Annotated in this window: 22 protein-coding genes and 1 tRNA gene; 20 read left to right on the top strand and 3 right to left on the bottom strand. The window is 57.6% G+C overall.

Annotated elements, in window-relative coordinates; all coding sequences use genetic code 11:
• Positions 1-156 precede the first annotated feature (156 nt).
• Positions 157-504 (top strand): preprotein translocase subunit SecG, encoded by a 348-nt coding sequence (gene secG / locus GC131_01785; GenBank protein MBI1272802.1) that lies wholly within the window; start codon positions 157-159, stop codon positions 502-504.
• 61 nt (positions 505-565) lie between these two features.
• Positions 566-2,197, top strand: a complete 1,632-nt coding sequence (locus GC131_01780; GenBank protein ID MBI1272801.1) for a CTP synthase — start codon at positions 566-568, stop codon at positions 2,195-2,197.
• Positions 2,198-2,199: 2 nt separating this feature from the next.
• Here the strand turns inward: GC131_01780 and ribA are convergent, their stop codons facing one another.
• A complete protein-coding gene (gene ribA, locus GC131_01775) occupies positions 2,200-2,772 on the bottom strand; it encodes a GTP cyclohydrolase II (GenBank protein MBI1272800.1) in 573 nt (190 codons plus the stop codon).
• A complete protein-coding gene (ribD, locus tag GC131_01770) occupies positions 2,772-3,761 on the bottom strand; it encodes a bifunctional diaminohydroxyphosphoribosylaminopyrimidine deaminase/5-amino-6-(5-phosphoribosylamino)uracil reductase RibD (GenBank protein ID MBI1272799.1) in 990 nt (329 codons plus the stop codon). The genes ribA and ribD overlap by 1 nt, the downstream gene beginning before the upstream one ends.
• 78 nt (positions 3,762-3,839) lie before the next feature.
• Here ribD and GC131_01765 point away from each other — a divergent pair, with 78 nt between their 5' ends.
• The 9 genes from GC131_01765 (at position 3,840) to GC131_01725 (ending at position 12,507) form a co-directional block, all read left to right on the top strand.
• Positions 3,840-5,117, top strand: a complete 1,278-nt coding sequence (locus GC131_01765) for a phosphopyruvate hydratase (protein ID MBI1272798.1) — start codon at positions 3,840-3,842, stop codon at positions 5,115-5,117.
• A 68-nt stretch (positions 5,118-5,185) separates the two neighbouring features.
• On the top strand, positions 5,186-5,509 hold the full coding sequence (locus GC131_01760) for a septum formation initiator family protein (GenBank protein ID MBI1272797.1): 324 nt from the start codon (positions 5,186-5,188) through the stop codon (positions 5,507-5,509).
• A 200-nt stretch (positions 5,510-5,709) separates the two neighbouring features.
• Positions 5,710-6,720, top strand: coding sequence for a pyruvate dehydrogenase (acetyl-transferring) E1 component subunit alpha (pdhA, locus tag GC131_01755; protein ID MBI1272796.1), 1,011 nt, complete (start codon positions 5,710-5,712; stop codon positions 6,718-6,720).
• Positions 6,721-6,731: 11 nt separating this feature from the next.
• Positions 6,732-8,132 carry a pyruvate dehydrogenase complex E1 component subunit beta gene (locus tag GC131_01750; GenBank protein ID MBI1272795.1) on the top strand — a complete coding sequence of 467 codons (1,401 nt, stop codon included), beginning with the start codon at positions 6,732-6,734 and terminating at the stop codon, positions 8,130-8,132.
• Between the two features lie 26 nt (positions 8,133-8,158).
• Positions 8,159-9,442 (top strand): pyruvate dehydrogenase complex dihydrolipoamide acetyltransferase, encoded by a 1,284-nt coding sequence (locus GC131_01745; GenBank protein MBI1272794.1) that lies wholly within the window; start codon positions 8,159-8,161, stop codon positions 9,440-9,442.
• Positions 9,442-9,711: a hypothetical protein gene (locus GC131_01740; protein ID MBI1272793.1), complete on the top strand. Its 270-nt coding sequence runs from the start codon at positions 9,442-9,444 to the stop codon at positions 9,709-9,711. The genes GC131_01745 and GC131_01740 overlap by 1 nt, the downstream gene beginning before the upstream one ends.
• The gene (lpdA, locus tag GC131_01735; protein ID MBI1272792.1) at positions 9,712-11,109 is read left to right on the top strand and encodes a dihydrolipoyl dehydrogenase; all 1,398 of its coding nucleotides are present in this window, start codon (positions 9,712-9,714) and stop codon (positions 11,107-11,109) included. It begins immediately after the preceding gene.
• 12 nt (positions 11,110-11,121) lie between these two features.
• A complete protein-coding gene (gene lipA, locus GC131_01730; GenBank protein MBI1272791.1) occupies positions 11,122-12,072 on the top strand; it encodes a lipoyl synthase in 951 nt (316 codons plus the stop codon).
• 3 nt (positions 12,073-12,075) lie between these two features.
• Positions 12,076-12,507, top strand: a complete 432-nt coding sequence (locus GC131_01725) for a type II toxin-antitoxin system RatA family toxin (GenBank protein ID MBI1272790.1) — start codon at positions 12,076-12,078, stop codon at positions 12,505-12,507.
• Between the two features lie 4 nt (positions 12,508-12,511).
• Here GC131_01725 and GC131_01720 read toward each other — a convergent pair.
• Positions 12,512-12,585, bottom strand: a tRNA-Cys gene (locus tag GC131_01720).
• A gap of 174 nt (positions 12,586-12,759) precedes the next feature.
• On the opposite strand from GC131_01720, the gene GC131_01715 reads away from it, so the two are divergent.
• The 9 genes from GC131_01715 (at position 12,760) to GC131_01675 (ending at position 22,536) form a co-directional block, all read left to right on the top strand.
• Positions 12,760-13,443 carry a methyltransferase domain-containing protein gene (locus GC131_01715; protein ID MBI1272789.1) on the top strand — a complete coding sequence of 228 codons (684 nt, stop codon included), beginning with the start codon at positions 12,760-12,762 and terminating at the stop codon, positions 13,441-13,443.
• Positions 13,444-13,453: 10 nt separating this feature from the next.
• Positions 13,454-13,783: a sulfurtransferase gene (locus GC131_01710; protein ID MBI1272788.1), complete on the top strand. Its 330-nt coding sequence runs from the start codon at positions 13,454-13,456 to the stop codon at positions 13,781-13,783.
• On the top strand, positions 13,783-15,129 hold the full coding sequence (locus tag GC131_01705; protein ID MBI1272787.1) for a TolC family outer membrane protein: 1,347 nt from the start codon (positions 13,783-13,785) through the stop codon (positions 15,127-15,129). The genes GC131_01710 and GC131_01705 overlap by 1 nt, the downstream gene beginning before the upstream one ends.
• A gap of 76 nt (positions 15,130-15,205) precedes the next feature.
• Positions 15,206-15,859, top strand: a complete 654-nt coding sequence (locus GC131_01700) for a DUF2497 domain-containing protein (GenBank protein ID MBI1272786.1) — start codon at positions 15,206-15,208, stop codon at positions 15,857-15,859.
• A gap of 51 nt (positions 15,860-15,910) precedes the next feature.
• Positions 15,911-18,589: a valine--tRNA ligase gene (locus GC131_01695; GenBank protein MBI1272785.1), complete on the top strand. Its 2,679-nt coding sequence runs from the start codon at positions 15,911-15,913 to the stop codon at positions 18,587-18,589.
• Positions 18,586-19,017 carry a hypothetical protein gene (locus GC131_01690; GenBank protein ID MBI1272784.1) on the top strand — a complete coding sequence of 144 codons (432 nt, stop codon included), beginning with the start codon at positions 18,586-18,588 and terminating at the stop codon, positions 19,015-19,017. The genes GC131_01695 and GC131_01690 overlap by 4 nt, the downstream gene beginning before the upstream one ends.
• Positions 19,018-19,083: 66 nt before the next feature.
• Complete coding sequence (locus tag GC131_01685) at positions 19,084-20,622, top strand: proline--tRNA ligase (protein MBI1272783.1); 1,539 nt, start codon at positions 19,084-19,086, stop codon at positions 20,620-20,622.
• Positions 20,622-21,866, top strand: coding sequence for a lipoprotein-releasing ABC transporter permease subunit (locus tag GC131_01680; protein MBI1272782.1), 1,245 nt, complete (start codon positions 20,622-20,624; stop codon positions 21,864-21,866). Before GC131_01685 ends, GC131_01680 begins: the two co-directional genes overlap by 1 nt.
• The gene (locus tag GC131_01675) at positions 21,859-22,536 is read left to right on the top strand and encodes an ATP-binding cassette domain-containing protein (protein ID MBI1272781.1); all 678 of its coding nucleotides are present in this window, start codon (positions 21,859-21,861) and stop codon (positions 22,534-22,536) included. The genes GC131_01680 and GC131_01675 overlap by 8 nt, the downstream gene beginning before the upstream one ends.
• Positions 22,537-22,608 lie beyond the last annotated feature (72 nt).

Below are 22,608 nucleotides of genomic sequence, written 5' to 3'. Positions count from 1 at the left end.
ACCGGCGTTTCATGGCAATTGCCCTTTGCGGCAAATAGTGATACTAAATCCGCCCGTGCCACGGGTTACCGGCACGGGGCTTCCCCGTAAAGGTTTTCCACTTTCGCCGTGCCCGACAATCGTGGCGCGGCTTGGTTTTTTTATGGAGTTTTTGCAATGGATGCGGTCGTTCTCGTTATTCACCTGTTGCTTGCTGTTGCGCTGATCGGGGTTATCCTTTTGCAGCGCACTTCGCAGGACGGCGGCGGGCTGGTAGGCGGGGGCGGCAGCAGCACTATGGGTGGCCTTTTTACCGCACGCGGCTCGGCCAACCTTTTGACGCGCACGACCGCGATCCTAGCCGCTTGTTTCATCGTCACCAGCCTTTTGCTTGCCGTGCTTGCAAGCCATAACAAGACCGATGAAAACCCGACCAGCGCCCTGAGCCAGCCCGCGCCCGTCGAACAAACGGAGCCGATGCCGGCGGACGCGCCCGCGGTGCCGCAAGTTCCGCTCGGGCAATAGGCGAAGGACAAAAGGAGAGCAGGCGAAGTTTTTCGGATAACTTTGATGAGGTCCCTTTAGTATGGCGACGCGCTTTATTTTCATTACCGGGGGTGTTGTGTCGTCGCTCGGCAAAGGGATTGCTTCCGCTGCGCTCGGCGCTTTGTTGCAGGCGCGGGGCTACAAAGTCCGTCTTCGAAAGCTCGATCCCTATCTGAACGTCGATCCGGGCACCATGAGCCCGACCCAGCACGGCGAAGTCTATGTAACCGACGACGGCGCGGAAACCGATCTCGATCTCGGCCATTACGAACGTTTCACAGGTGTCGCCACGCGGCAAAGCGATAACGTTACAACCGGCCGCCTTTATTCCAGCGTGATCGCCAAGGAACGCCGGGGCGATTATCTTGGCGCTACGGTGCAGGTAATCCCGCATGTGACGGACGCGATCAAGGAATTTGTCCGGGCCGATTTGCATGACGAGGATTTCGTGCTTTGCGAAATCGGTGGCACCGTGGGCGATATCGAAAGCCTGCCTTTCCTTGAGGCTATTCGCCAGCTTGGCAATGAGGAAGGCAGCGAAAATACGCTGTTTATCCATGTTACGCTGTTGCCCTATATCAAAACTGCGGGCGAGCTGAAAACCAAGCCGACCCAGCATTCTGTGAAAGAGCTTCTCAGCCTCGGTATTCAGCCCGATATGCTGATTTGCAGGGCGGACAGGCCCATTCCGGACGGCGAACGCAAAAAGATCGCGCTTTTCTGCAATGTGAAAAAGGAATGCGTGATCCCCGCGCTCGATGTCAGCACAATCTATGAAGTGCCGATCAGCTATCACGCCGAAGGTTTCGACGAACAGGTTTTGCGCCACTTTGATCTGCCTGCAGACAAGAAACCGGATCTTGACCGGTGGGAAGAAATCGTGCGGCGTGTGAAGGAGCCGGAAGGCGAGGTTACGATCGCGATCGTAGGCAAATACACAAGCCTGCTTGATAGCTATAAATCGCTGGCCGAGGCGCTGATGCATGGCGGCGTTGCGAATAATGTGAAGGTCAATCTTCAGTGGCTGGATTCGGAAATTTTCGAAAAGCCGGATACCGTGAAATATCTGGAAAATGTGCAAGGCATCCTTGTTCCCGGCGGCTTCGGTGAGCGCGGCGCGGAAGGCAAGCTGCTTGCGGCGCAGTTCGCGCGTGAACACAAGGTTCCGTATTTCGGTATTTGTTTCGGCATGCAGATGGCGGTGCTTGAGGCCGCGCGAAATGTTGGCGGCATCAAGAACGCTTCATCCACCGAATTTAAACTGCATGAAAACCCGGTTGTCGGCCTTATGACGGAATGGGTGAAGGGTAATCAGCTTGAAAAACGCAGCAAGGACGGCGATATGGGCGGGACCATGCGTCTTGGCGCTTATGATTGCCGGCTCAAAAAAGGCACCAAGGTGGCCGAGATATACGGTGAAAGCAGCATAAGCGAACGCCACCGCCATCGCTATGAAGTTAACATCAATTATATGAAACAGCTCGAAGCAGCCGGTATTGTGTTTTGCGGCTTGTCGCCGGATGGACAATTGCCGGAAATTATTGAGCGCAACGACCATCCGTGGTTTATCGGCGTTCAGTTCCATCCCGAGCTGAAATCGAAGCCTTATGCGCCGCACCCGCTGTTTACATCGTTCATCGAAGCGGCCATCCAGCAAAGCAGGCTGGTTTAAGACTACAAGTGCCCCATCTTGTCGCGCTTTGCTGCCAGATACGCCTGGTTGTACGGGTTGGATGCAATCCATAGCGGCACGCGTTCGGTGATGACGATGCCGCTACCTTCTAGGGCTTCAACCTTTTTCTGATTGTTGGTGAGCAGCCTGACCTTGCTGACGCCAAGATGTTTCAAAATTTCGGCCGCGACCGAATAATCGCGGTCATCGACGGCCATGCCGAGATGCAGGTTGGCATCGACCGTATCCGCGCCTTCATCCTGCAGCGCGTAAGCCCTGATTTTGTTGGCAAGGCCAATTCCGCGGCCCTCATGACCACGCAGATAAATGATGATGCCGCCTTTTTCTGCAACCGCAGCAAGCGCGGTATCAAGTTGATCGCGGCAATCGCAGCGGCGGGAGGCGAATATATCACCCGTGGCGCATTCGGAATGCAGGCGCACGAGCGGCGCGGCCGCTATGGTGCCGGAAACAAGCGCGAGGTGGTCTATCCCGCGGTCGCAGGTGTAGGCCTGAACGGTAAACTCGCCATGGCGTGTGGGAAGGGCGGCTGTTGCCTTATGCTCTACTGTCATTAGTTGGGGAGTATGCTGTCTATCGTGAAGCCGGTTATATCGAACGGTATAGCCGCATCGGGGTTGAATGTGTAGTGCACGGTATCGGGTTCGCCCTGATGGATATCCATGCACAGGGTCCATATACCTGCCTTGATCAAATAATCCGACAGGGTCGGCCCGGCTTCCACAAGGATATGCCGTTTGCCGGTGCCGTATATGATTTTCATCGCTTCTTCGGGCGTATCGTATAGCGCGCAGTTAAGCCGTCTGCCGGTTGCCGCGCTGATATAGGTGGTGGGCACGCGCCTGCGACGGTCGATGATCGCGAGATCGCGCATAATACCGGCGTGGTCAGTCGTGTGACGCACGGTGAATTCGGGGTTGTCGGAAAGAACGGTGCCGCTTCCGGTCATAATCGCATCGGCCGCTTTGCGCATCTTGTGGGCGAGCGCAAGCGAGGTGGAGGAAGTAAAGGTTTTTTGCCCGGCGGGCGGGACCATCGAGCCGCTGGCCGTGAAGGCGCGCTTGATGGTGATCCATGGCTGATGCAAGGTTTTACAGTGTGCGAAATAGGCGATCAGCTGGCGGCATTCGTTTTCAAGGATGCCGGCGGTGACTTGAAGCCCCGCGTCACGCAAACGCTGTGCGCCGCCGCCAGCGACATCCGCGTTCGGGTCAGGCGTGCCGTACGCCACATTGGGTATGCCCGCCGCGATGATGGTTTCGGTGCATGGCGGGGTTTTGCCAAAATGGTTGCAAGGCTCCAGCGTCACGACCAGCGTATGTGCATGCTTGAGCGTGCCCGCTTCGCGGCATTGTTCGATGGCCGCGGCTTCCGCATGCGGGCCGCCTGCCTTTTGATGTACGCCGAGAGAAAGGGTTTTTCCGTTTTGATCGAGGATTGCCGCGCCAACCGGCGGGTTTGGCGCGGTCGCGCCGATCCAGGTTCTTGCCTCCTCGATGGCAAGGCGCATGGCATCCGAAAGTACGGTTCTAGAAAGGGTCATGGTTGCTTATTGCCTCTGGACGATTATAACGCTATGAGCACCTGCAACAAAAGCATATTCAGCATGTAAGAGGCACCCATGTCAGAGATTGCATCGATCCTAGCGCGTGAAATTCTCGATAGCCGCGGCAACCCCACCGTTGAAGTTGATATCACGTTGAAAAGCGGCGCTTTTGGCCACGCTGCCGTACCTTCGGGCGCTTCGACCGGGGCGCATGAAGCGGTCGAGCTGCGCGACGGCGATAAGCAGCGCTACCTTGGCAAAGGCGTTTTGAAGGCTGTCGGCAACGTTAACCAAGTGCTTGCGAAAGAACTCGCGGGCATGGATGCCGGCGACCAGGCTGGCGTTGACGGCAAGATGATTGCGCTTGATGGCACGCCGAACAAGGCCAAGCTGGGCGCCAACGCCATTCTGGGCGTCAGCCTTGCGCTTGCCCGCGCGGCGGCGGCCGAAGCGGGTAAGCCGCTTTATGAATATCTTGGAGGCAAGGAAGCGAACCTGCTGCCGGTGCCGATGATGAATATCATCAACGGCGGTGCGCATGCCGATAACCCGATCGATATTCAGGAATTCATGGTTATGCCGGTCGGTGCCAAGACGGGCGCGGATTCCGTGCGTATGGGCGCGGAAATTTTCCATAATCTGAAAAAGCTTTTGAAAGACGGCGGGCACAACACCAATGTGGGCGACGAAGGCGGCTTTGCGCCGAACCTGCCCTCGACCGACATTGCGCTCGGCTTCATCATGAAGGCGTGCGAAAAAGCCGGATACAAGCCGGGCGAAGATATTTTGCTCGCGCTCGATAGCGCTTCGACCGAATTTTACAAGGGCGGAAAATATAACCTTGCTGGAGAAAACAGGGTTTTGTCAGCCGAGCAGATGGTAGCTTTCTATAAAGACCTGTGTAGCCGTTACCCGATTGTTTCGATCGAAGACGGCATGGCGGAAGATGATTGGGACGGTTGGGCGATGCTGACAAGGGAATTGGGTGGCAAGGTGCAGCTTGTGGGCGACGATCTGTTCGTGACCAACCCCAAGCGGCTTGCGCAGGGCATCGAAAAGAAAATCGGCAATGCTATTCTTGTAAAGGTCAACCAGATCGGCACGCTTAGCGAAACGCTGGAAACCGTCAGCATGGCGCACAAGGCCGGCTACCGGGCGGTCATGTCGCATCGTTCGGGCGAAACCGAGGATGCAATCATCGCCGATCTTGCGGTCGCGACCAATTGCGGCCAGATCAAGACAGGCTCGCTTTCCCGCTCAGACAGGCTCGCCAAATATAACCAGCTGATCCGCATTCAGGAGCAGCTTGGCCCCGCAGCCCGCTTTACAGGCCGCGCCGCGCTGGGCCGGTAGGCCCCCTTCGCATGGGTGTGCATTCAAGCTAAACTTGCAGAATCGTGGGCAAGTCACTGGCTTTTCAAATGCAACGCTGGTCAGGCAAACAAATCAGGACCTTGGTGGGCTCCGTTATCGGCGCCTGCATCGTGGGGTATTTTGTCTATCACGCCGTGCAGGGTGATCGCGGTATGATCGCCATGTTGCAGCTGCAGAATCAGGTTCGCGAGGCGCAGCAATTTTTATCGCAGGTGCGAAAAGATCGTGTCGAGCTTGAGCGTCGCGTGCAACTTATGCAGCCCGATGGCGTGGACCCGGACATGCTTGATGAGCAGAGCAGGGCAAAACTGAATTATGCCAAACCGAACGAGATCATCATCCTTGAGGCGGAAAAGGAACAGGAAAAGTAACTTACCGCACTGCAGCATAAACGGCATTTTATTTATTTAGCCGCGCGGCCTTACTGAAATTATTAGTGATTTGCGTTATAATCCCCGTGGTTCCGAAGTCGGGTGTTTGCCGCTTGCAAAGCAGCCCTTTACGGATTATTCAAGCGGCAACAAAAATTGAGGGCGGATTATGGGCCGTCCCAAATTTTCGGGAGATACGCATGCAACTAGTGAGGCCGCCTTCGGCGGTTACGGCTGAAAATCAACAGCCAGGCGCAAGTGCTGCTGAGTACCTGAAATTCTTTCGTGACATGTTGCTGATACGCCGTTTTGAAGAAAAAGCGGGTCAGCTATATGGCATGGGGATGATCGGCGGGTTCTGCCACCTTTATATCGGGCAGGAAGCTGTCGTCGTCGGTATTCAATCGCTCCAGTTGCCGCAGGATACTGTTGTCACGTCATACCGCGACCACGGCCATATGCTTGCATCCGACATGGACCCAAGGGGCGTGATGGCGGAGCTGACCGGCCGCATTGGAGGTTATTCGCGCGGCAAGGGCGGCTCGATGCATATGTTCAGCCGCGAAAAGAATTTCTTCGGTGGGCACGGGATCGTCGGCGCGCAGGTGCCGATCGGGACCGGCTTGGCCTTCTCGCATAAATACAAGGCCGACAACGGTGTCTGCATCACCTATCTGGGTGACGGCGCGGCGAACCAGGGGCAGGTCTATGAAAGTTTCAACATGGCCGCGCTGTGGAAGCTGCCGGTCGTGTTCGTGATTGAAAACAACAAATACGGCATGGGCACCAGCCAGGAACGCCATGCGGCGGGTGAACTGTGGCGGCGCGGCGAGGCCTACGGCATCCCGGGCATGAAAGTCGATGGCATGAACGTGCTTGAAGTCCGTAACGCCGCCAAGGCCGCACTTGATCACGCGCGCAGCGGCAAGGGCGCGTACTTGCTTGAAATGGTGACATACCGCTATCGCGGCCATTCTATGTCGGACCCGGCAAAATACCGGTCGAAGGAAGAGGTCGATCATATGCGCAATGAACGCGACCCGATTGAAACGCTCCGCAAACATATGCTGGATAACAGGCTGGTTTCCGAAGACGAGCTCAAGGAAATCGAAAAAGAGATCAAGCAAATGGTGAAGGAAGCGGTCGAATTCGCGCAGCAAAGCCCGGAACCCGACCCGTCCGAACTCTGGACCGACGTCCTCAAGGAATAACGAGTACAGGCATGCCAATAGACATTCTTATGCCGGCGCTTTCGCCGACCATGACCGAAGGCAAGCTCGCCCGCTGGCTGAAGCGTGAGGGCGATGAGGTCAAAGCCGGGCAGGTGATTGCGGAGATCGAGACCGATAAGGCGACGATGGAAGTCGAAGCCGTTGATGAAGGCGTGCTGGAAAAGATCCTGATTGCCGAAGGCACCGAAGGCGTGAAGGTCAATACGCCTATCGCCAGCTTGCGCAGCGAGGATGAATCTGCCGTCGATGCCAAAAAGCCTGCGCTTTCCGTTGTGCCGTTGATTGCGGAACAGGCCCACGAAACCGCGCCGTTCGTTGAGCCTTCCTGTGTGCCCGCCGCGCCCAAAGCCTCGCAGCAGCCCGCAATGCCTGCTACCTATGTCGAAAAGCAGTATGACAAATTCATCCAGCTTTCGGTGCGCGATGCGCTACGGGATGCAATGGCGGAAGAAATGCGCCGCGACGAAGGCGTGTTCCTGATGGGTGAAGAGGTCGCGCAGTATCAGGGCGCTTATAAGGTCAGCCAGGGCTTGTTGCAGGAATTTGGCGAGAAGCGCGTGATCGATACGCCCATAACCGAAATGGGTTTCGCCGGGCTTGGTGTAGGCGCTGCGTTCGGCGGCCTGCGTCCTATTATCGAATTCATGACCATGAATTTTGCCATGCAGGCGATGGACCAGATTATCAACTCTGCTGCCAAGACCCTTTATATGTCAGGCGGTCAGATGGGTTGCCCGATCGTTTTCCGTGGCCCTAACAGTGCGGCGGCACGCGTCGCGGCGCAGCACTCCCAGTGCTATGCGAGCTGGTATGCGCATTGCCCGGGCTTGAAGGTGGTTGCGCCCTATAGCTCTGCAGATGCTAAGGGGTTGTTGAAATCCTCAATCCGCGACCCGAATCCGATCATCTTCCTTGAACATGAATTGATGTATGGCAGCACGTTCGATGTGCCGGACGACCCCGATTTTACCGTGCCCATCGGTAAGGCGCTGGTGATGCGCGAAGGCACGGATGTGACGATCACGGCATTTTCACGCATGGTCGGCTTCGCGCTCGAGGCGGCCGAGGAATTGGCCAAGGAAGGCATCAGCGCCGAAGTGATCAATTTGCGCACGCTGCGCCCGCTTGATACTGAAACCATCGTCAACAGCGTGAAGAAAACCAGCCGCCTCGTTTCCGCCGAAGAAGGCTGGCCCTATGCCGGTATTGGCTCCGAAATGGCGGCCCTGATGATGGAGCAGGCGTTCGATTACCTCGATGCGCCCGTGGCCCGTGTCTGTGCGATGGATGTGCCTCTGCCCTATGCGGCAAACCTCGAAAAACTGGCCCTTCCGCAGCCCGAAAACATTATTTCCGCTGTGCGCCAAGTCTGCTATCGTCAAGCCGCCTGATTTTTTACCCAGCCTGACGAAAAGCCATGCCCGTTGATATCCTCATGCCTGCGCTGTCACCCACCATGACCGAGGGGAACCTCGCGCGTTGGCTGAAGCAGGAAGGCGACGAGGTGAAGGCCGGGCAAGTCATCGCCGAAATCGAAACCGATAAAGCGACGATGGAAGTTGAGGCTGTCGATGAAGGCAAGCTCGGTAAAATCCTGATCGCAGCGGGCACGCAGGGCATCAAGGTCAACACGCCCATCGCTGTGCTGCTTGAAGACGGCGAAAGCGCCGCCGATATCAAAGGCGGAAGCGCGGCAAAACCGCAAGCTGCAGCCGCAAAGCCCGAAGCGCCCAAGGCACAAATGCAGGCGGCTCCGCAACAGGTTGCCACGCCGTCCCGTAACGGCAGCGATGGCGGCCGGGTGTTCGCAAGCCCGCTGGCGCGCCGCGTGGCGGAACAATCGGGCGTCGATCTTAAATCCATCGCGGGCACGGGTCCGAACGGCCGTATTGTCCGCGCGGATGTTGAAGGCGCGGCCAAAACCGGCGGCCAGCGCGCCGCCGGCCCGGCAAGCGCACCCGCGGCATCACCTGGCCCAACATCTTCGATCGATGCGCGCGACCTGGCCGATAAGCTCGGCATGCCTTACGAAGCGATCCCGAACAACGGCGTGCGCAAGGTGATTGCGCGCCGCCTGCTGGAAGCCAAGCAGACCATTCCACATTTCTATCTGACCGTCGATTGCGTGATCGACGAGCTGCTCGCGCTGCGCAAAAAGCTGAACAGCGTCGAAGGCGTGAAGGTTTCGGTAAACGATCTGATCATTCGCGGCGTTGCGCTGGCGTTGCGGCAGGTGCCTGCGGCGAACGCTTCGTGGATGGACGAGGCGATCATTAAATACAAGAATTGCGATGTTTCCGTCGCGGTTGCGACCGATAACGGCCTGATCACACCGATTATCAAGAACGCGGACACCAAAACCGTTGCCCAGATTTCCACGGAAATGAAGGATCTTGCGGTCCGCGCGCGTGATAACAAGCTGAGGCCCGAGGAATTCCAGGGCGGCGGTTTCACGATTTCCAATCTCGGTATGTTCGGGGTCAAGGAATTCTCGGCCATCATCAACCCGCCGCAATCCTGCATCCTTGCCGTCGGCGCGGGTGAACAACGCCCGGTCGTGCGTGACGGGCAAATCGTGGTTGCCAATGTCATGACCTGCACGCTTTCGGTCGATCATCGCTCGGTCGATGGTTCTGTCGGCGCTGAATTCCTTGCCGCCTTCAAGAAATTGATCGAGCAGGCCTACAGCCTGGTTGTTTAATCATGGCGGATGGCGAGCTTGAGCGGCGCGTGCTGGAAATCGAGGCGCGCAACCGCCGCGTGGAATCCGACAAGGCGTGGGAAACGAGCTGGACACGGCGGCTGACCATTGCGGTTATTACTTATGGCGCGGCTGCGGTGCTTTTGCTGGCCTTGAACATGGAATATCCTTGGCTCGGTGCGCTGGTGCCGGTTCTGGGATATGTGCTTTCAACATTGTCATTGCCGGTCATACGGAATATATGGCGGGCGCGCAGAAGCGGAGAATAAATGAGCGAGCAAACGGATGTTTTGATCATCGGCGGCGGGCCGGGCGGTTATGTCACCGCCATCCGGGCAAGCCAGCTTGGCATGAAGGTTACGCTTGTGGAGCGGGCGCATCTTGGCGGCGTTTGCCTCAATTGGGGTTGCATACCGACGAAGGCGCTGCTGCGCTCATCCGAAATTGCTTCCCTGTTGCGCCATGCCGGTGATTTTGGCTTTACAGTCAAAGACTTCAGCTTTGATATTAAGAAGATCGTTGAACGTTCGCGCAAGGTGGCGGCGCAACTTTCCGGCGGCGTGAAACATCTGATGAAGAAAAACAAGGTCAATGTAATCGATGGCCACGCCAAGCTTATGGGTAAGGGCAAGGTTGGGGTAACCAGGGATGGCGCCAAGGTGGCCGAGGTAACCGCCAAGCACATTATTATCGCAACCGGTGCGCGGGCGCGCTCGTTGCCGGGGCTTGAGGCCGATGGCAAGCTGGTCTGGACCTACAAGGAAGCGATGGTGCCTGAAGCCATGCCGAAATCGCTTCTGGTTGTTGGCTCCGGCGCGATCGGCATCGAATTCGCCAGTTTTTATCAATCGCTGGGCGCGCAGGTGACGGTGGTTGAGGTTATGGACCGCATTTTGCCCGTGGAGGACGAGGAAATTTCGAAACTCGCGCGCAAGGCGTTTGAAAAGCAGGGCATGCGTATCTTCACCGGCGCGACGCTCAAGGCGCTCGAGAAAGGCAGCCATCAGGTTACCGCCAGCATCGAGGTTGGCGGCAAGAAGGAAAAGCTTGTGTTCGATCGCGTGATCATGGCCGTGGGTATTGACGGCAACACCGAAGATCTCGGGCTCGAAAATACGATGGTCAAGATCGATCGCGGCCATATCGTGATCGATAAATGGTGCGCGACCGGCGAGCCGGGCGTCTATGCCATCGGCGACGTGGCGGGTCCACCGTGGCTTGCGCACAAAGCAAGCCACGAAGGCGTTATATGTGTCGAGAAAATTGCGGGACAGAAAGATGTTCACCCGCTCGACACCAAGAACATTCCCGGCTGCACCTATTGTTCGCCGCAGATCGCCAGCGTCGGGCTAACCGAAGCGAAGGCGAAGGAAGCGGGGCATCAGGTGAAGACCGGGCGCTTTTCCTTCATCGGCAACGGCAAGGCGATCGCGATGGGCGAGGCCGAGGGGCTTATCAAAACCGTGTTCGATGCCAAAACAGGTGAGCTGCTCGGCGCGCATATGATCGGCCCCGAAGTGACCGAGATGATCCAGGGCTATACCGTGGCCAGAACGCTGGAAAGCACGGAAAAAGAGCTGATGCACACCGTATTCCCGCACCCGACCATATCCGAAGCCATGCACGAAGCCGTGCTGGATGCGTATGGGCGGGTTATTCATATGTGATATAATAGGGCTATGGACGGCACATTACCCCCCAAGCAACGCCACCCGGAAAAGGCGCACCGGCCCGATAACCCCATCCAGCGCAAGCCGGAATGGATACGGGTCAAGGCGCCCACGAGCCGCGAATACCACGAAACGCGCGAGCTGATGCGGGAGTTGAAGCTCGTGACCGTGTGCGAAGAAGCGGCATGCCCGAATATCGGCGAATGCTGGAAGCACAAGCATGCGACCTTCATGATCCTCGGTTCCGTTTGCACGCGCGCCTGTGCCTTCTGCAACGTGGCCACCGGGCGGCCCGACCAGCTCGATCCGCACGAACCTGATAGATTGGCGGAAGCCGTGGGCAAGATGGGGCTTAATCATGTCGTCATCACCTCGGTTGATCGCGATGATTTGCCCGATGGCGGCGCGGAGCATTTCGCGCGCACCATTGCACGGCTGCGCGAAACATCGCCCGGCTGCACGGTCGAGATCCTGACGCCCGATTTCATGAAAAAGAACGGCGCCATTGAAACGGTAACGGCCGCGCGGCCCGATGTGTTCAACCATAATCTTGAAACCGTGCCGCGGCTCTACCCCACGATCCGCCCAGGCGCGCGCTATTTCACATCGCTTGCGCTGCTCAAGCGGGTGAAAGAGCTTGATCCTTCGCTTTTTACCAAATCCGGCCTCATGGTCGGGCTTGGCGAAACCAAGGAGGAAGTGGGACAGGTGATGGATGATTTGCGCGCCGCCGATGTCGATTTCCTGACCATCGGCCAGTATTTACAGCCTACTATCAAGCATGCGGCCGTGGATCGCTTCGTGACGCCGGAAGAATTCGCGGCCTATGCCACGATGGCGCGCGGCAAGGGTTTTCTGATGGTTTCAAGTTCGCCGCTGACGCGCTCTTCCTATTTCGCGGGCGATGATTTCGCGAAGCTTCGGGCTGCGCGCGATGCGCAAATGGCCGCCGGCACGTGAACCATGCCGAAACGTTCCGAAGAACGGGTTCTGCCCTATACGCCGCAGCAATTGTATGACCTTGTGGCGGATATCGAACGCTATCCAGAATTTTTGCCATGGTGTCGCACGGCGCATGTGCTCGAGCGCAAGGGCAATAATGTCACCGCCGATCTTGTGATCGGTTATAAGGCATTCAGCGAAAACTTTCGCTCCCACGTAACGTTGAAGCCCGGCAAACGGATCGAGGTCGATTACGGCGGCGGGCCATTGACGCATCTGGCGAACAAATGGGAGTTTGCCCCCGCGCCGGGCAAATCATGCAAGCTTTCGTTCTATGTCGATTTCGATTTTCGCTCCAGCCTGCTTAGCGGGCTTATGGGCGTGTTCTTCGAACAGGCGTTCGGGAGAATGGTGGATGCTTTTGAAGCCCGTGCGCAAGAATTATATTCATAGTATTTGGAGGCACGGGCCGGAATCGAACCGGCATACGAGGATTTGCAGTCCTCTACATCGCCATTCTGCCACCGCGCCGCCATTCCCCCGTATTGCTACGGGGAGGGCAGAAACTATGATTTCTAAGGGGGTTGGGTCAAGCCTGCCACAGTTTCGCTAAATATGGCTGGTAAATTGCTGCTCTCATTGCCATGTATGCAGTGGAAAGGTTAGCTTAAACAATTATTTGCAAAGTTTAACTAGGATGCACGCATGCTTGATACCGCCCTCGCAAAAACCGCCGATTTCGATGCCGCTCGCCGTAACATGGTCGAAAGCCAGTTGCGCCCGAACAAGGTGACGGACGAACGCATCCTCATGGCGATGGAGCGTTTGCCGCGCGAACTGTTCGTTTCCGCCGCCGTGCAGGGCATCGCTTATATTGACGAGGATGTCGCCATCGGCCCCGGCCGCTTTTTGCTTGAACCGATGGTGTTCGGCAGATTGTTGCAGGAAGCCGAAATCGACGCGCAGGACCGTGTGCTCGATGTCGGCTGCGGGCAGGGATATTCCGCCGCCGTTCTTGCGGGCATGGCGGGCGAGGTTGTTGCGCTTGAACAGAGCGAAGTGTTTTTACAGCAGGCCGCAACTCATTTGAACAAGTTCGGCATCCACAATGTTCAACTTACGCCCGGTAACCTGACCGAAGGCTATGCGGGTCGTGCGCCTTATAATGTTATCATCGTGAACGGCGCGGTTGCTGGAGTGCCGGAAGCGCTTATGGCGCAACTGGCCGAAGGCGGCAGGCTTATGGCTGTCGTGTGCACGGGCAAAACGGGCACGGGCAAGGCGCGCCGCTATGAAAAACATCATGGCCAGATTTCGTCGCGCGAACTGTTCGACGCGAACAGCCCCTACCTCCCGGGGTTCGAGCCTCGGTCTGGCTTTACGTTTTAGGAGTAACGGCATGGAAAACGCACCCGATGCGATAGAAGTCGAGGAACTGAGCGATTTGCTGAAAGGCGACAAGCCGCCGGTTGTGCTTGATGTGCGCGAAGACAAGGAGCTTGCGATTTGCCGCATGCCGACGATTACGCATATCCCGATGGGCAGTTTGCCGGAGAGGGTTGGCGAGTTGCCGAAAGACAGGCTTATCGTTGTGCATTGCCATCATGGCGGGCGTAGTGCGCGTGCCTGTGCGTGGCTGCGGCAGAACGGCTATACGAATGTAAGCAATCTGACGGGCGGGATCGATGCATGGGCCGCGCGTATCGACACGGCAATGGAGCAATATTGATGAAACCGCGCTATGCAGGCCTGCTTACCGCAGCTTTATTCCTGATTGGCGCGCCTGTGCGCGCTGAAACGCTGGGTGAGGCGTTCGTGAAAGCCTACCAGACCAGCCCGCGGCTGCAAGCGGCGCAAGCCGAGCTGCGCGCCGTCGATGAACAGGTGGCGCAGGCGCTCGGCGGTTATCGGCCGACGATCGATGGCTCGGCCTCGGTTGCGCGCACGAGCCAGACGCGCGCGCCCGGCAATGGCGGTGATGTTAGGCAGCCGCGCTCGGTCGGCATTGAGCTTTCGCAGCCTCTATTCCGTGGCTTCCGTACCTCTTCGGGCGTCAGCGCAGCAGAACAGCAAGTGCTGGCGGCCCGCGCGACCTTGCAGGGGGCCGAGCAATCCCTTCTGCTTGATACCGCCACGGCCTATATGAATGTGTACCGCGACCTTGCGGTATTCAATCTTTCCAAAAACAACGAAGAGGTATTGCGCCGTCAGCTTGAAGCGACGCAGGACCGTTTTGAAGTGGGCGAGGTAACGCGCACGGACGTGAGCCAGGCGGAATCCCGCCTTGCGCGTGCGACATCGGACCGGATCCAGGCCGAAGGCAATCTGAAGATTTCCCAATCCAATTATCTGCGGCTTGTGGGGAACGAGCCTCGCAATATCTCCCGTCCGCAGGTCGAGCTGGCCACACCGCAAACGCTGCCGGAAGCGACCGAGATGGCGCAGTACAATAACCCGAGCGTTGTGGCGGCCGAACACGGTATCGATCAGGCCAAGGAATTGGTGACGCAGGCGGAAGGCAGTCTTTTGCCCGAAATCAGCCTCGTCGGTAGCGCGCAGCGCGATTGGGATGCAAGTTTCACGGGGCCGCACGAGGCGGATTCGTTGACCATCGGCGCACGTGCGACCATTCCGCTTTACCGCGCCGGGACCGATTATTCCCGCATACGCGCCGCCAAACAGACAGCGGGTCAGCGCCAGCTCGAATATGATGAAGCAGTGCGGCTTGCCCGCGAAACCGCAATTTCGGCCTGGCAGGCGCTGGTGACCGGGCGGGCGGCTATCGAATCCCGGCAAGCGCAGGTTAAGGCGGCGGAGCTGGCGCTTGATGGCGTCAAGCAAGAAGCGGCCGTGGGCACCCGCACGGTGCTTGATACACTGGATGCAGAACAGGAATTGCTCGATGCCCGTGTGCAGCTTGTGGGGGCCGAGCGCGATATGGTGGTTGCGGTTTATCAGGTCAAGGCGGCTGTTGGCCGCCTAACCGCCAAGGCTTTGGACCTGCCCGTGGCCATTTACGACCCGACGGCCTATTACGAAGAAAACAGCGGAAAATGGATCGGGGTTGGCGACTAGCGCTACCTAGCGGGTTGCAAAGCTGCATACAGGTACTAAACTCCGCAACTTAACCTTTAGGTGACGCGATTCGCTAATGGCCGAGGCACAAAAAGACGGAAACCAAGAACCATCCATGGAGGAAATACTCGCCTCCATTCGTAAAATCATTTCCGAAGACAAACCCAAGGAAGAGGCGGCCCCCGAAGAAGAACCCGCCAAGGAAGAACCCCAAGAGGACCCCCCGGAAGCAGAAGCTCAGGAAGTCATGGCAGAGCCCGAAAAAACAGAGCCGGAAGCCGAGAGTGTCGATGACATACTGGAGCTGACGCAAATGGTCACGGACGATGGCGCGGTTGTCGATGTAAACGAAACCGAAGCCGCGCCTGCCCCGGTTGCTGAAGCGCCGCCGCCTGCTCCGGAACCCGAACCCGAACCTGCGCCGCCTGCACCCGAGCCAGAACCCGCTCCGGTCGAACCGCCGCCGCCCGAAGACCCGCTGGTTTCGGACGATGCAGCGGCTGCTGCGAAATCGGCTTTTTCAGGCCTCGCGAACGCGCTGCAAAATCAGCAAGATGCCTTGATTGGCGCGATGCCCGTCGGCGATGGTAACCGGACGCTGGAGAACATGGTGCTCGAACTTTTGCGGCCTATGGTCAAGCATTGGCTCGATCAAAACCTGCCGGGGGTGGTCGAAAAGGCGGTCGAAAAAGAGATCAAGCGTATTTCCCGTCGTATCACGGACCAATAACTCCTGTAAAACATAAGGTTGCAGAGCGGCCTGAAAGTCGCCTATTAATTATTGATGCCTATCGATAAAACCTACGACCCGGCGGCAACCGAGGCCAAGCATTACCCCGATTGGGAAAAAACCGGCGCTTTCGCAGCGCAGCCGGGTACGAACCGCACGCCCTATACGATCATGATGCCGCCGCCGAACGTGACCGGCAGCCTGCATATGGGCCACGCGCTTACATTTACGTTGCAAGATATTCTGATCCGCTATCAGCGCATGCGCGGTCGTGACGCGCTGTGGCAGCCGGGCACCGACCATGCCGGGATCGCGACGCAAATGGTGGTCGAACGCCAGCTGGCAGAAAAGGGCCAGAACCGGCGCGATATGGGCCGCGAGAAATTTCTGGCCGAAGTTTGGAAGTGGAAGGAACAGTCGGGCGGTACCATCACGCGGCAGCTGCGCCGGCTCGGCGCTTCGCCGGATTGGGCGCGCGAACGCTTCACGATGGATGAGGGGCTAAGCAAAGCCGTTACCAAAGTTTTTGTGCAGTTGCACGGCGAGGGGCTGATATACCGCGACAAGCGGCTCGTGAACTGGGATCCGAAGATGCTCACGGCCGTTTCCGACCTTGAGGTCGAGCAGCGCGAGATCAAGGGCAATATGTGGCATTTCCGCTACCCGCTGGCGGAAGACCCGGAAAAATTCCTCTGTATCGCTACTACGCGGCCCGAAACCATGCTGGGTGACGGCGCGGTTGCCGTTCACCCGGATGACGAACGCTATAAGCACCTTGTCGGAAAGTTGGTGATATTGCCGCTTACGGGCCGCAAGATCCCTGTGATCGCCGACGAATATCCGGACCCGGAAAAGGGCAGCGGCGCCGTGAAGATTACGGCCGCGCACGATTTCAACGACTTTGAAGTATGGCGCCGCCACCGCGAAAAGGATTATTTCACTTGCCAGAAAGATGGCGGGTTGATCAACCTGTTCGACCAGCACGCCTGTTTGAACGATAATTGCCCCGAACAATATCGCGGGCTTGATCGCTATGAGGCGCGCAAACGCATCATCGCGGACCTGGAAGAGCAGGGGCTTGTCGATAAAATCGAACCCATTACCCATGTGGTGCCGCACGGCGACCGTTCCGGCGTGGTGATCGAACCTTGGCTTTCCGAACAATGGTATGCGGACGCAAAAACGCTGGCACAGCCCGCGATCAAGGCCGTAGAAGAAGGCAAAACCAAATTCTTCCCCGAACAATGGACCAATACCTATTACGCCTGGATGCGGGATATCCAGCCCTGGTGCATCAGCAGGCAATTGTGGTGGGGCCACCAGATCCCGGCATGGTACGGCGAAGACGGCGAAGTGTTTGTGGCCGAAAGCGAAGCCGATGCGGCGGCGGCGGCGCACAAGCATTACGGCAAGGCCGTTGCGTTGAAGCGTGACGAAGATGTGCTCGATACGTGGTTTTCATCCGGCCTATGGCCGTTTTCCACACTGGGTTGGCCGGAAAAAACACCAGAGCTGCAACGCTATTACCCGACCGATACGATGGTCACGGGTTTCGATATCATCTTCTTCTGGGTCGCGCGCATGATGATGATGGGCATCCACTTTATGGGTGACGTGCCGTTCCGTAAAATTTACATCCATGCGCTGGTGCGGGATGAAAAGGGACAGAAGATGTCCAAGACCAAGGGCAATGTAATCGACCCGCTTGATGTGATCGACAAATACGGCTGTGATGCGTTGCGCTTCACGCTTGCTTCCATGTCAACGCCGGGGCGGGATATCAAGCTCGCGGTTAGCCGTATTGAAGGTAACCGCAATTTTTCCACCAAAATCTGGAACGCCGCACGCTATTGCCAGATGAACGGCTGCGAATGGCAGCAGGGTTTTGACCCGGCGCAGGCCAGGCATGTCATCAACCGCTGGATTATTGGTGAAACAACGGCCTTGACCGCGCATCTGGCCGGGCTGATGGACGGCTACCGGTTCGATCTTGTTGCCAACACGGCATACGGTTTTGTCTGGAACACGTTTTGCGATTGGTATCTTGAATTTACCAAGCCATTGCTTGCGGGCGATGACGGGGTAGTCAAGGCTGAAACCCGCGCTGTCACGGCCTGGGTTTTTGCCCAAATGCTGTGCATGTTGCACCCGGTAATGCCCTTTATCACTGAAGAACTCTGGCCGAGCTTTGGCGGCACGAACGGCATGCTGATGAAAGCCGAATGGCCCGATTTGCCCGCGAGCCTGCAGGACGAGAAGGCGCAAGGCGAAGTGAACCTCGTGATCCGCGCCATTTCAGCCGTGCGCTCGGTCCGCAACGAGCTTAATGTTCCGGCAGGCGCGATGGTGCCGCTGATGATCAAGGATGCCAATGCGGCGCAACGCGCCATTCTCGAACATTATGGCGATGTAATCGGCAGAATGGCGCGCATATCAAAGTTCGATTTCACGACGCAGGCGCCGAAAGGCAGCGCGCAAGAAGTGCTGGACGGCATGACATTGATCCTTCCGCTGGCGGATGTGATCGATCTGGAGCAGGAGCGAGCCCGGCTGAAGAAGGAAAGCGCCCGGCTGGAAGCCGAAATCGCCAAGCTGGAGAAGAAACTGGCCAACGAGGATTTTGTGGCCAAGGCCCCGCCCGAGGTGGTAGAAGAGCAACGTGAACGCAAGGCGGAGGCCGAAGCGACGCTCGCGAAACTTAACGCCGCCCATAAAAGCCTGTCAGCATGAAAAAACTGAAACGCGCCGCTACCTTCTTCGTGCTGCTGGTCTGGCCGCTTACGCCTTTCGGCTGCGCCAAGGCAGAGCCGCAGACCGTGGTGATCGACCATGCGGCGTGCCAGTACCTTACCAGGCATTTCCCCGCGCCGGATGTGGAATACCAGCCCGGCGTTGATGCACACGGCAAAGCTGTTGCGCCCGCGGATCTGGCGGGTACACAAACCATGAAACTACCGGAGGACATCACCATCAACCTGACCCCGGACATCGTGCAATGGCTGCCAAGCACCGATTACCCGTTCGACAAGCTGGCGGGCAGTGAAATCGACCTTGGTAAGATCGTGCTTTCGGGAGATCGGGTCACGTATAACGGGCAACCGCTCACCGATCCTGCGCAGGAGCAGCTCGCGGTCCTGTGTTTGCAGCCGGCGCCATAGCAGTGGACAGATTCTAGCCGGTTTCCTAGACTATGCGCCTTGCATTTCAGCGCCAAGGTTTTCCCCATGAACGCCCCACAGGCAAAGCAAAAGAAGCCCAAAACAGCGGTCACGCCCACGCGCGCCGAAGATTATGCGCAGTGGTACCAGCAGGTCGTGCGGGCCGCCGATATGGCGGAAATGTCGGGCGTGCGCGGCTGCATGGTTATCAAGCCTTGGGGTTATGGCATTTGGGAAAACATGCAGCGCGATCTTGACCGACGTTTTAAGGAAACCGGACACGAAAACTGCTATTTCCCGATTTTTATTCCGCTCAGCTACATCCAGAAGGAAGCCGGGCATGTCGAAGGCTTCGCCAAGGAAATGGCGGTTGTAACCCATCACCGGCTGGTAATGAAAGACGGCGTGCTTACGCCCGATGCGCCGCTTGAAGAGCCGATGGTCGTGCGGCCTACATCCGAAACCGTGATCGGGGAAGCGTTCGCGAAATGGGTGCAATCCTATCGCGATCTGCCCGTGCTGATAAACCAGTGGGCGAATGTCGTGCGCTGGGAAATGCGCCCGCGCATCTTTTTGCGTACCGTTGAATTTCTTTGGCAGGAAGGCCATACGGCGCACGAAGATTATGATGATGCTATGCGCGAAACCAAGCAAATGCTTGAAGTCTATCGCGCGTTTGTCGAGGAAATGTGCGCGGTGCCGGTTATTGCCGGCGAAAAGATCGAACAGGAACGTTTCCCCGGCGCCGTCAGCACGCTTTCCATCGAAGCCATGATGCAGGATGGCAGGGCGTTGCAGGCGGGCACGTCGCATTATTTGGGGCAAAACTTCGCCAAGGCGGCGGGCATTCAGTACCAGACGCGTGAAGGCGGCCTTGAATTTGCCCATACGACTTCGTGGGGAATGTCCACGCGCATGGTCGGGGCTTTGATCATGACGCATGCTGACGATGACGGCATGCGGGTTCCGCCGCGGCTTGCGCCGCAGCAGATCGTTATCGTTCCCGTTACCCGCGGCGGCGACGATAATGCCAAGGTCATGACTTATATTAACAAGGTGGCCGAAGGCTTGCGCGCAACCGGTTATGGCGGGCAGCCGCTGCGCGTCAGGGTGGATACGCGCGATATGCCCGGCGCCGAAAAGCGCTGGGAATGGATCAAGAAGGGCGTTCCGCTTTTGCTGGAAGTGGGGATGCGGGATATCGAAGGCGGCAAGGTATGCGTGACGCGGCGCGACAACCTTGCGGGCGGCAAGCGTTTCGACCCGGCCGATATTTTTGTCGCTGGCGCGGCCAAGGAACTGGCGGAAATACAAAAAGGCATGTTCGATGTCGCGCTTGCCTACCAGAAAGCGCGCACGACGACGGATGTCCTGACCCTCGCCGATTTTGAAGCCTATTTCGGCAAGGATGCCGATAGCAGCTTCACCGGCGGGCAAGGCTTTGTGCGCGCCAAATGGTCGGGTGATGCCGCCTCGCTCGCATATGCCGAAAAACACGGCGTAACGGTCCGCTGCATTCCGTTCGATCAGGATGGCAAGGTAGGCAAATGTGTGCTGACCGGCAAGCCTGCGACACAGGATGTCATTTTCGGGCGGGCTTACTGATGCTGTTTTCGCCCTTCGAATGCAAGGTGGCGATGCGCTATCTGCGCGCCAAGCGGCAGGAAGGTTTTATTTCGGTCATTACATGGTTCTCGCTGCTCGGCATTGCGCTGGGCGTTGCGACGCTGATCATCGTTATGGCCGTCATGAACGGCTTCAGGCAGGAATTGTTCGAACGTGTGCTCGGTCTGAATGGCCACATGAACGTCTATGCTATGCAAGGCCAGATGACCGATTACGACGCGCAGGCTGTGCGGCTGCGCGGCCTCGAAGGGGTTGCGGCCGTGATGCCTTCGATCGACGGACAGGCGCTTGTGAGCCAGAACGGCAACGCCAGCGGCGCAATGATTCGCGGCGTTTCGCAACAGGATTTCAAACAAAGGCCGACCATTTCCGGCCATATTGTTGAAGGCTCGCTCGATGATTTTACCGAAGACCATATCGCCATAGGCCAGCGCATGGCGGGCAGGCTACATGTGAATGTCGGCGACAAAGTTACGCTCATTTCGCCCATAAGCCGGGTCACCGCCTTCGGCTCCATGCCGCGCTACCGTTCCTACCCCGTGGCGGCGATATTCGATGTAGGCATGTTCGAATATGACAACAGTTATATCTTCATGCCGCTTGAAACGGCGCAAGTGTTCTTCAGGCTCGATAACGCCGTCACCTCGCTTGAGGTATTTGTGCAGGACCCGCACAACCTCAATAACGTCTATGAACGGCTTATCGGCGCACTCGATGTGCCCGTGCGGCTGCTGACATGGAAGCAAACCAATGCCAGCTTCGTGAACGCGCTGCAGGTTGAGCGGAACGTCATGTTCCTTATTCTGACGCTGATTATTCTCGTGGCCGCTTTCAACATCATTTCCGGCATGATTATGCTGGTGAAGGATAAGGGGGGGGATATAGCGATTTTGCGCACCATGGGCGCGACCCGCGGCAGCATTATGCGCATTTTCTTTCTAAGCGGCGCCAGTATCGGGCTTGTGGGCACCGCGGCGGGCACGCTGCTTGGCGTTTTGTTCGCCAGCAATATCGAAGCGATCCGCCAGTTGCTGCAGAACTTGACGGGAACCGATTTATTTTCTGCCGAAATCTATTTTCTTTCACAATTACCTGCGGTTCTGGAATGGGGCGAGGTGCTGCAGGTCGTTGCGATCGCGCTGGCGCTTTCCTTCCTCGCGACCATCTATCCCGCATGGCGTGCCGCCCGGCTCGACCCGGTAGAGGCGCTACGCTATGAGTGAGACTGTCCTCATAATTAACAATCTGGTTAAGACGTTCGAACAGGGCGGCAACAGGCTTGATGTCCTGCGCGGCTGCAATGCGCGCATTGAGGCCGGGGAGCTTGTCGCGCTTGTTGGCCCTTCCGGGGCGGGAAAATCCACGCTGCTGCATTGTGTGGGGCTGCTGGAGCAGCCAACCAGCGGCGATGTTATCCTGGGCGGCAAGAACGCATGCCGTGCACGGGATGACGAGCGTACGGCGCTGCGCCGCGAATATGTAGGCTTCGTTTACCAGTTTCACCATTTGCTGCCCGAATTTTCGGCGCGGGAAAATATCATGCTTCCGCAAATCGTGGCGGGGCAGGGCGACCGCAAGGCGGGCGCCCGCGCGGATGAATTGCTTGGGTTGGTCGGGCTGACGCCCCGCGCCAGCCATCGCCCGGCCCGTCTTTCGGGCGGGGAACAGCAGCGCGTGGCCATTGCACGGGCCATGGCCAATGACCCCCGGCTTCTGGTAGCGGACGAACCCACAGGCAATCTGGACCACAATACGGCGGACCATGTTTTTGACCTTTTGCGCGGGCTTGTGAAAGAGCGCGGATTGGGCCTTTTGATGGCCACCCATAACCTTGAATTGGCCGCAAAAATGGACAGGGTTCTCGAGCTTAAAGATGGCCATATAACTAATTGATATTATTGGCATATTTTAGGATTTTTTGTTTGTTTTGGCTTGGGTGAAATGCTAGTTTGCGGCTGAAGATTT

Source organism: Alphaproteobacteria bacterium (assembly GCA_016124955.1).
Taxonomy (GTDB): Bacteria; Pseudomonadota; Alphaproteobacteria; order UBA9219; family RFNS01; genus RI-461.
Note: the sequence above shows the minus strand (reverse complement) of the source record. Positions and strands in the feature narration are given on the sequence as shown.

Bases quoted from the DNA above. Each gene is read 5' to 3' on its own strand.
- secG (MBI1272802.1), top strand. From the start codon at position 157: ATGGATGCGGTCGTTCTCGTTATTCACCTGTTGCTTGCTGTTGCGCTG.
- GC131_01780 (MBI1272801.1), top strand. From the start codon at position 566: ATGGCGACGCGCTTTATTTTCATTACCGGGGGTGTTGTGTCGTCGCTC.
- ribA (MBI1272800.1), bottom strand. From the start codon at position 2,772: ATGACAGTAGAGCATAAGGCAACAGCCGCCCTTCCCACACGCCATGGC.
- ribD (MBI1272799.1), bottom strand. From the start codon at position 3,761: ATGACCCTTTCTAGAACCGTACTTTCGGATGCCATGCGCCTTGCCATC.
- GC131_01765 (MBI1272798.1), top strand. From the start codon at position 3,840: ATGTCAGAGATTGCATCGATCCTAGCGCGTGAAATTCTCGATAGCCGC.
- GC131_01760 (MBI1272797.1), top strand. From the start codon at position 5,186: ATGCAACGCTGGTCAGGCAAACAAATCAGGACCTTGGTGGGCTCCGTT.
- pdhA (MBI1272796.1), top strand. From the start codon at position 5,710: ATGCAACTAGTGAGGCCGCCTTCGGCGGTTACGGCTGAAAATCAACAG.
- GC131_01750 (MBI1272795.1), top strand. From the start codon at position 6,732: ATGCCAATAGACATTCTTATGCCGGCGCTTTCGCCGACCATGACCGAA.
- GC131_01745 (MBI1272794.1), top strand. From the start codon at position 8,159: ATGCCCGTTGATATCCTCATGCCTGCGCTGTCACCCACCATGACCGAG.
- lpdA (MBI1272792.1), top strand. From the start codon at position 9,712: ATGAGCGAGCAAACGGATGTTTTGATCATCGGCGGCGGGCCGGGCGGT.
- lipA (MBI1272791.1), top strand. From the start codon at position 11,122: ATGGACGGCACATTACCCCCCAAGCAACGCCACCCGGAAAAGGCGCAC.
- GC131_01725 (MBI1272790.1), top strand. From the start codon at position 12,076: ATGCCGAAACGTTCCGAAGAACGGGTTCTGCCCTATACGCCGCAGCAA.
- GC131_01715 (MBI1272789.1), top strand. From the start codon at position 12,760: ATGCTTGATACCGCCCTCGCAAAAACCGCCGATTTCGATGCCGCTCGC.
- GC131_01710 (MBI1272788.1), top strand. From the start codon at position 13,454: ATGGAAAACGCACCCGATGCGATAGAAGTCGAGGAACTGAGCGATTTG.
- GC131_01705 (MBI1272787.1), top strand. From the start codon at position 13,783: ATGAAACCGCGCTATGCAGGCCTGCTTACCGCAGCTTTATTCCTGATT.
- GC131_01700 (MBI1272786.1), top strand. From the start codon at position 15,206: ATGGCCGAGGCACAAAAAGACGGAAACCAAGAACCATCCATGGAGGAA.
- GC131_01690 (MBI1272784.1), top strand. From the start codon at position 18,586: ATGAAAAAACTGAAACGCGCCGCTACCTTCTTCGTGCTGCTGGTCTGG.
- GC131_01685 (MBI1272783.1), top strand. From the start codon at position 19,084: ATGAACGCCCCACAGGCAAAGCAAAAGAAGCCCAAAACAGCGGTCACG.
- GC131_01680 (MBI1272782.1), top strand. From the start codon at position 20,622: ATGCTGTTTTCGCCCTTCGAATGCAAGGTGGCGATGCGCTATCTGCGC.
- GC131_01675 (MBI1272781.1), top strand. From the start codon at position 21,859: ATGAGTGAGACTGTCCTCATAATTAACAATCTGGTTAAGACGTTCGAA.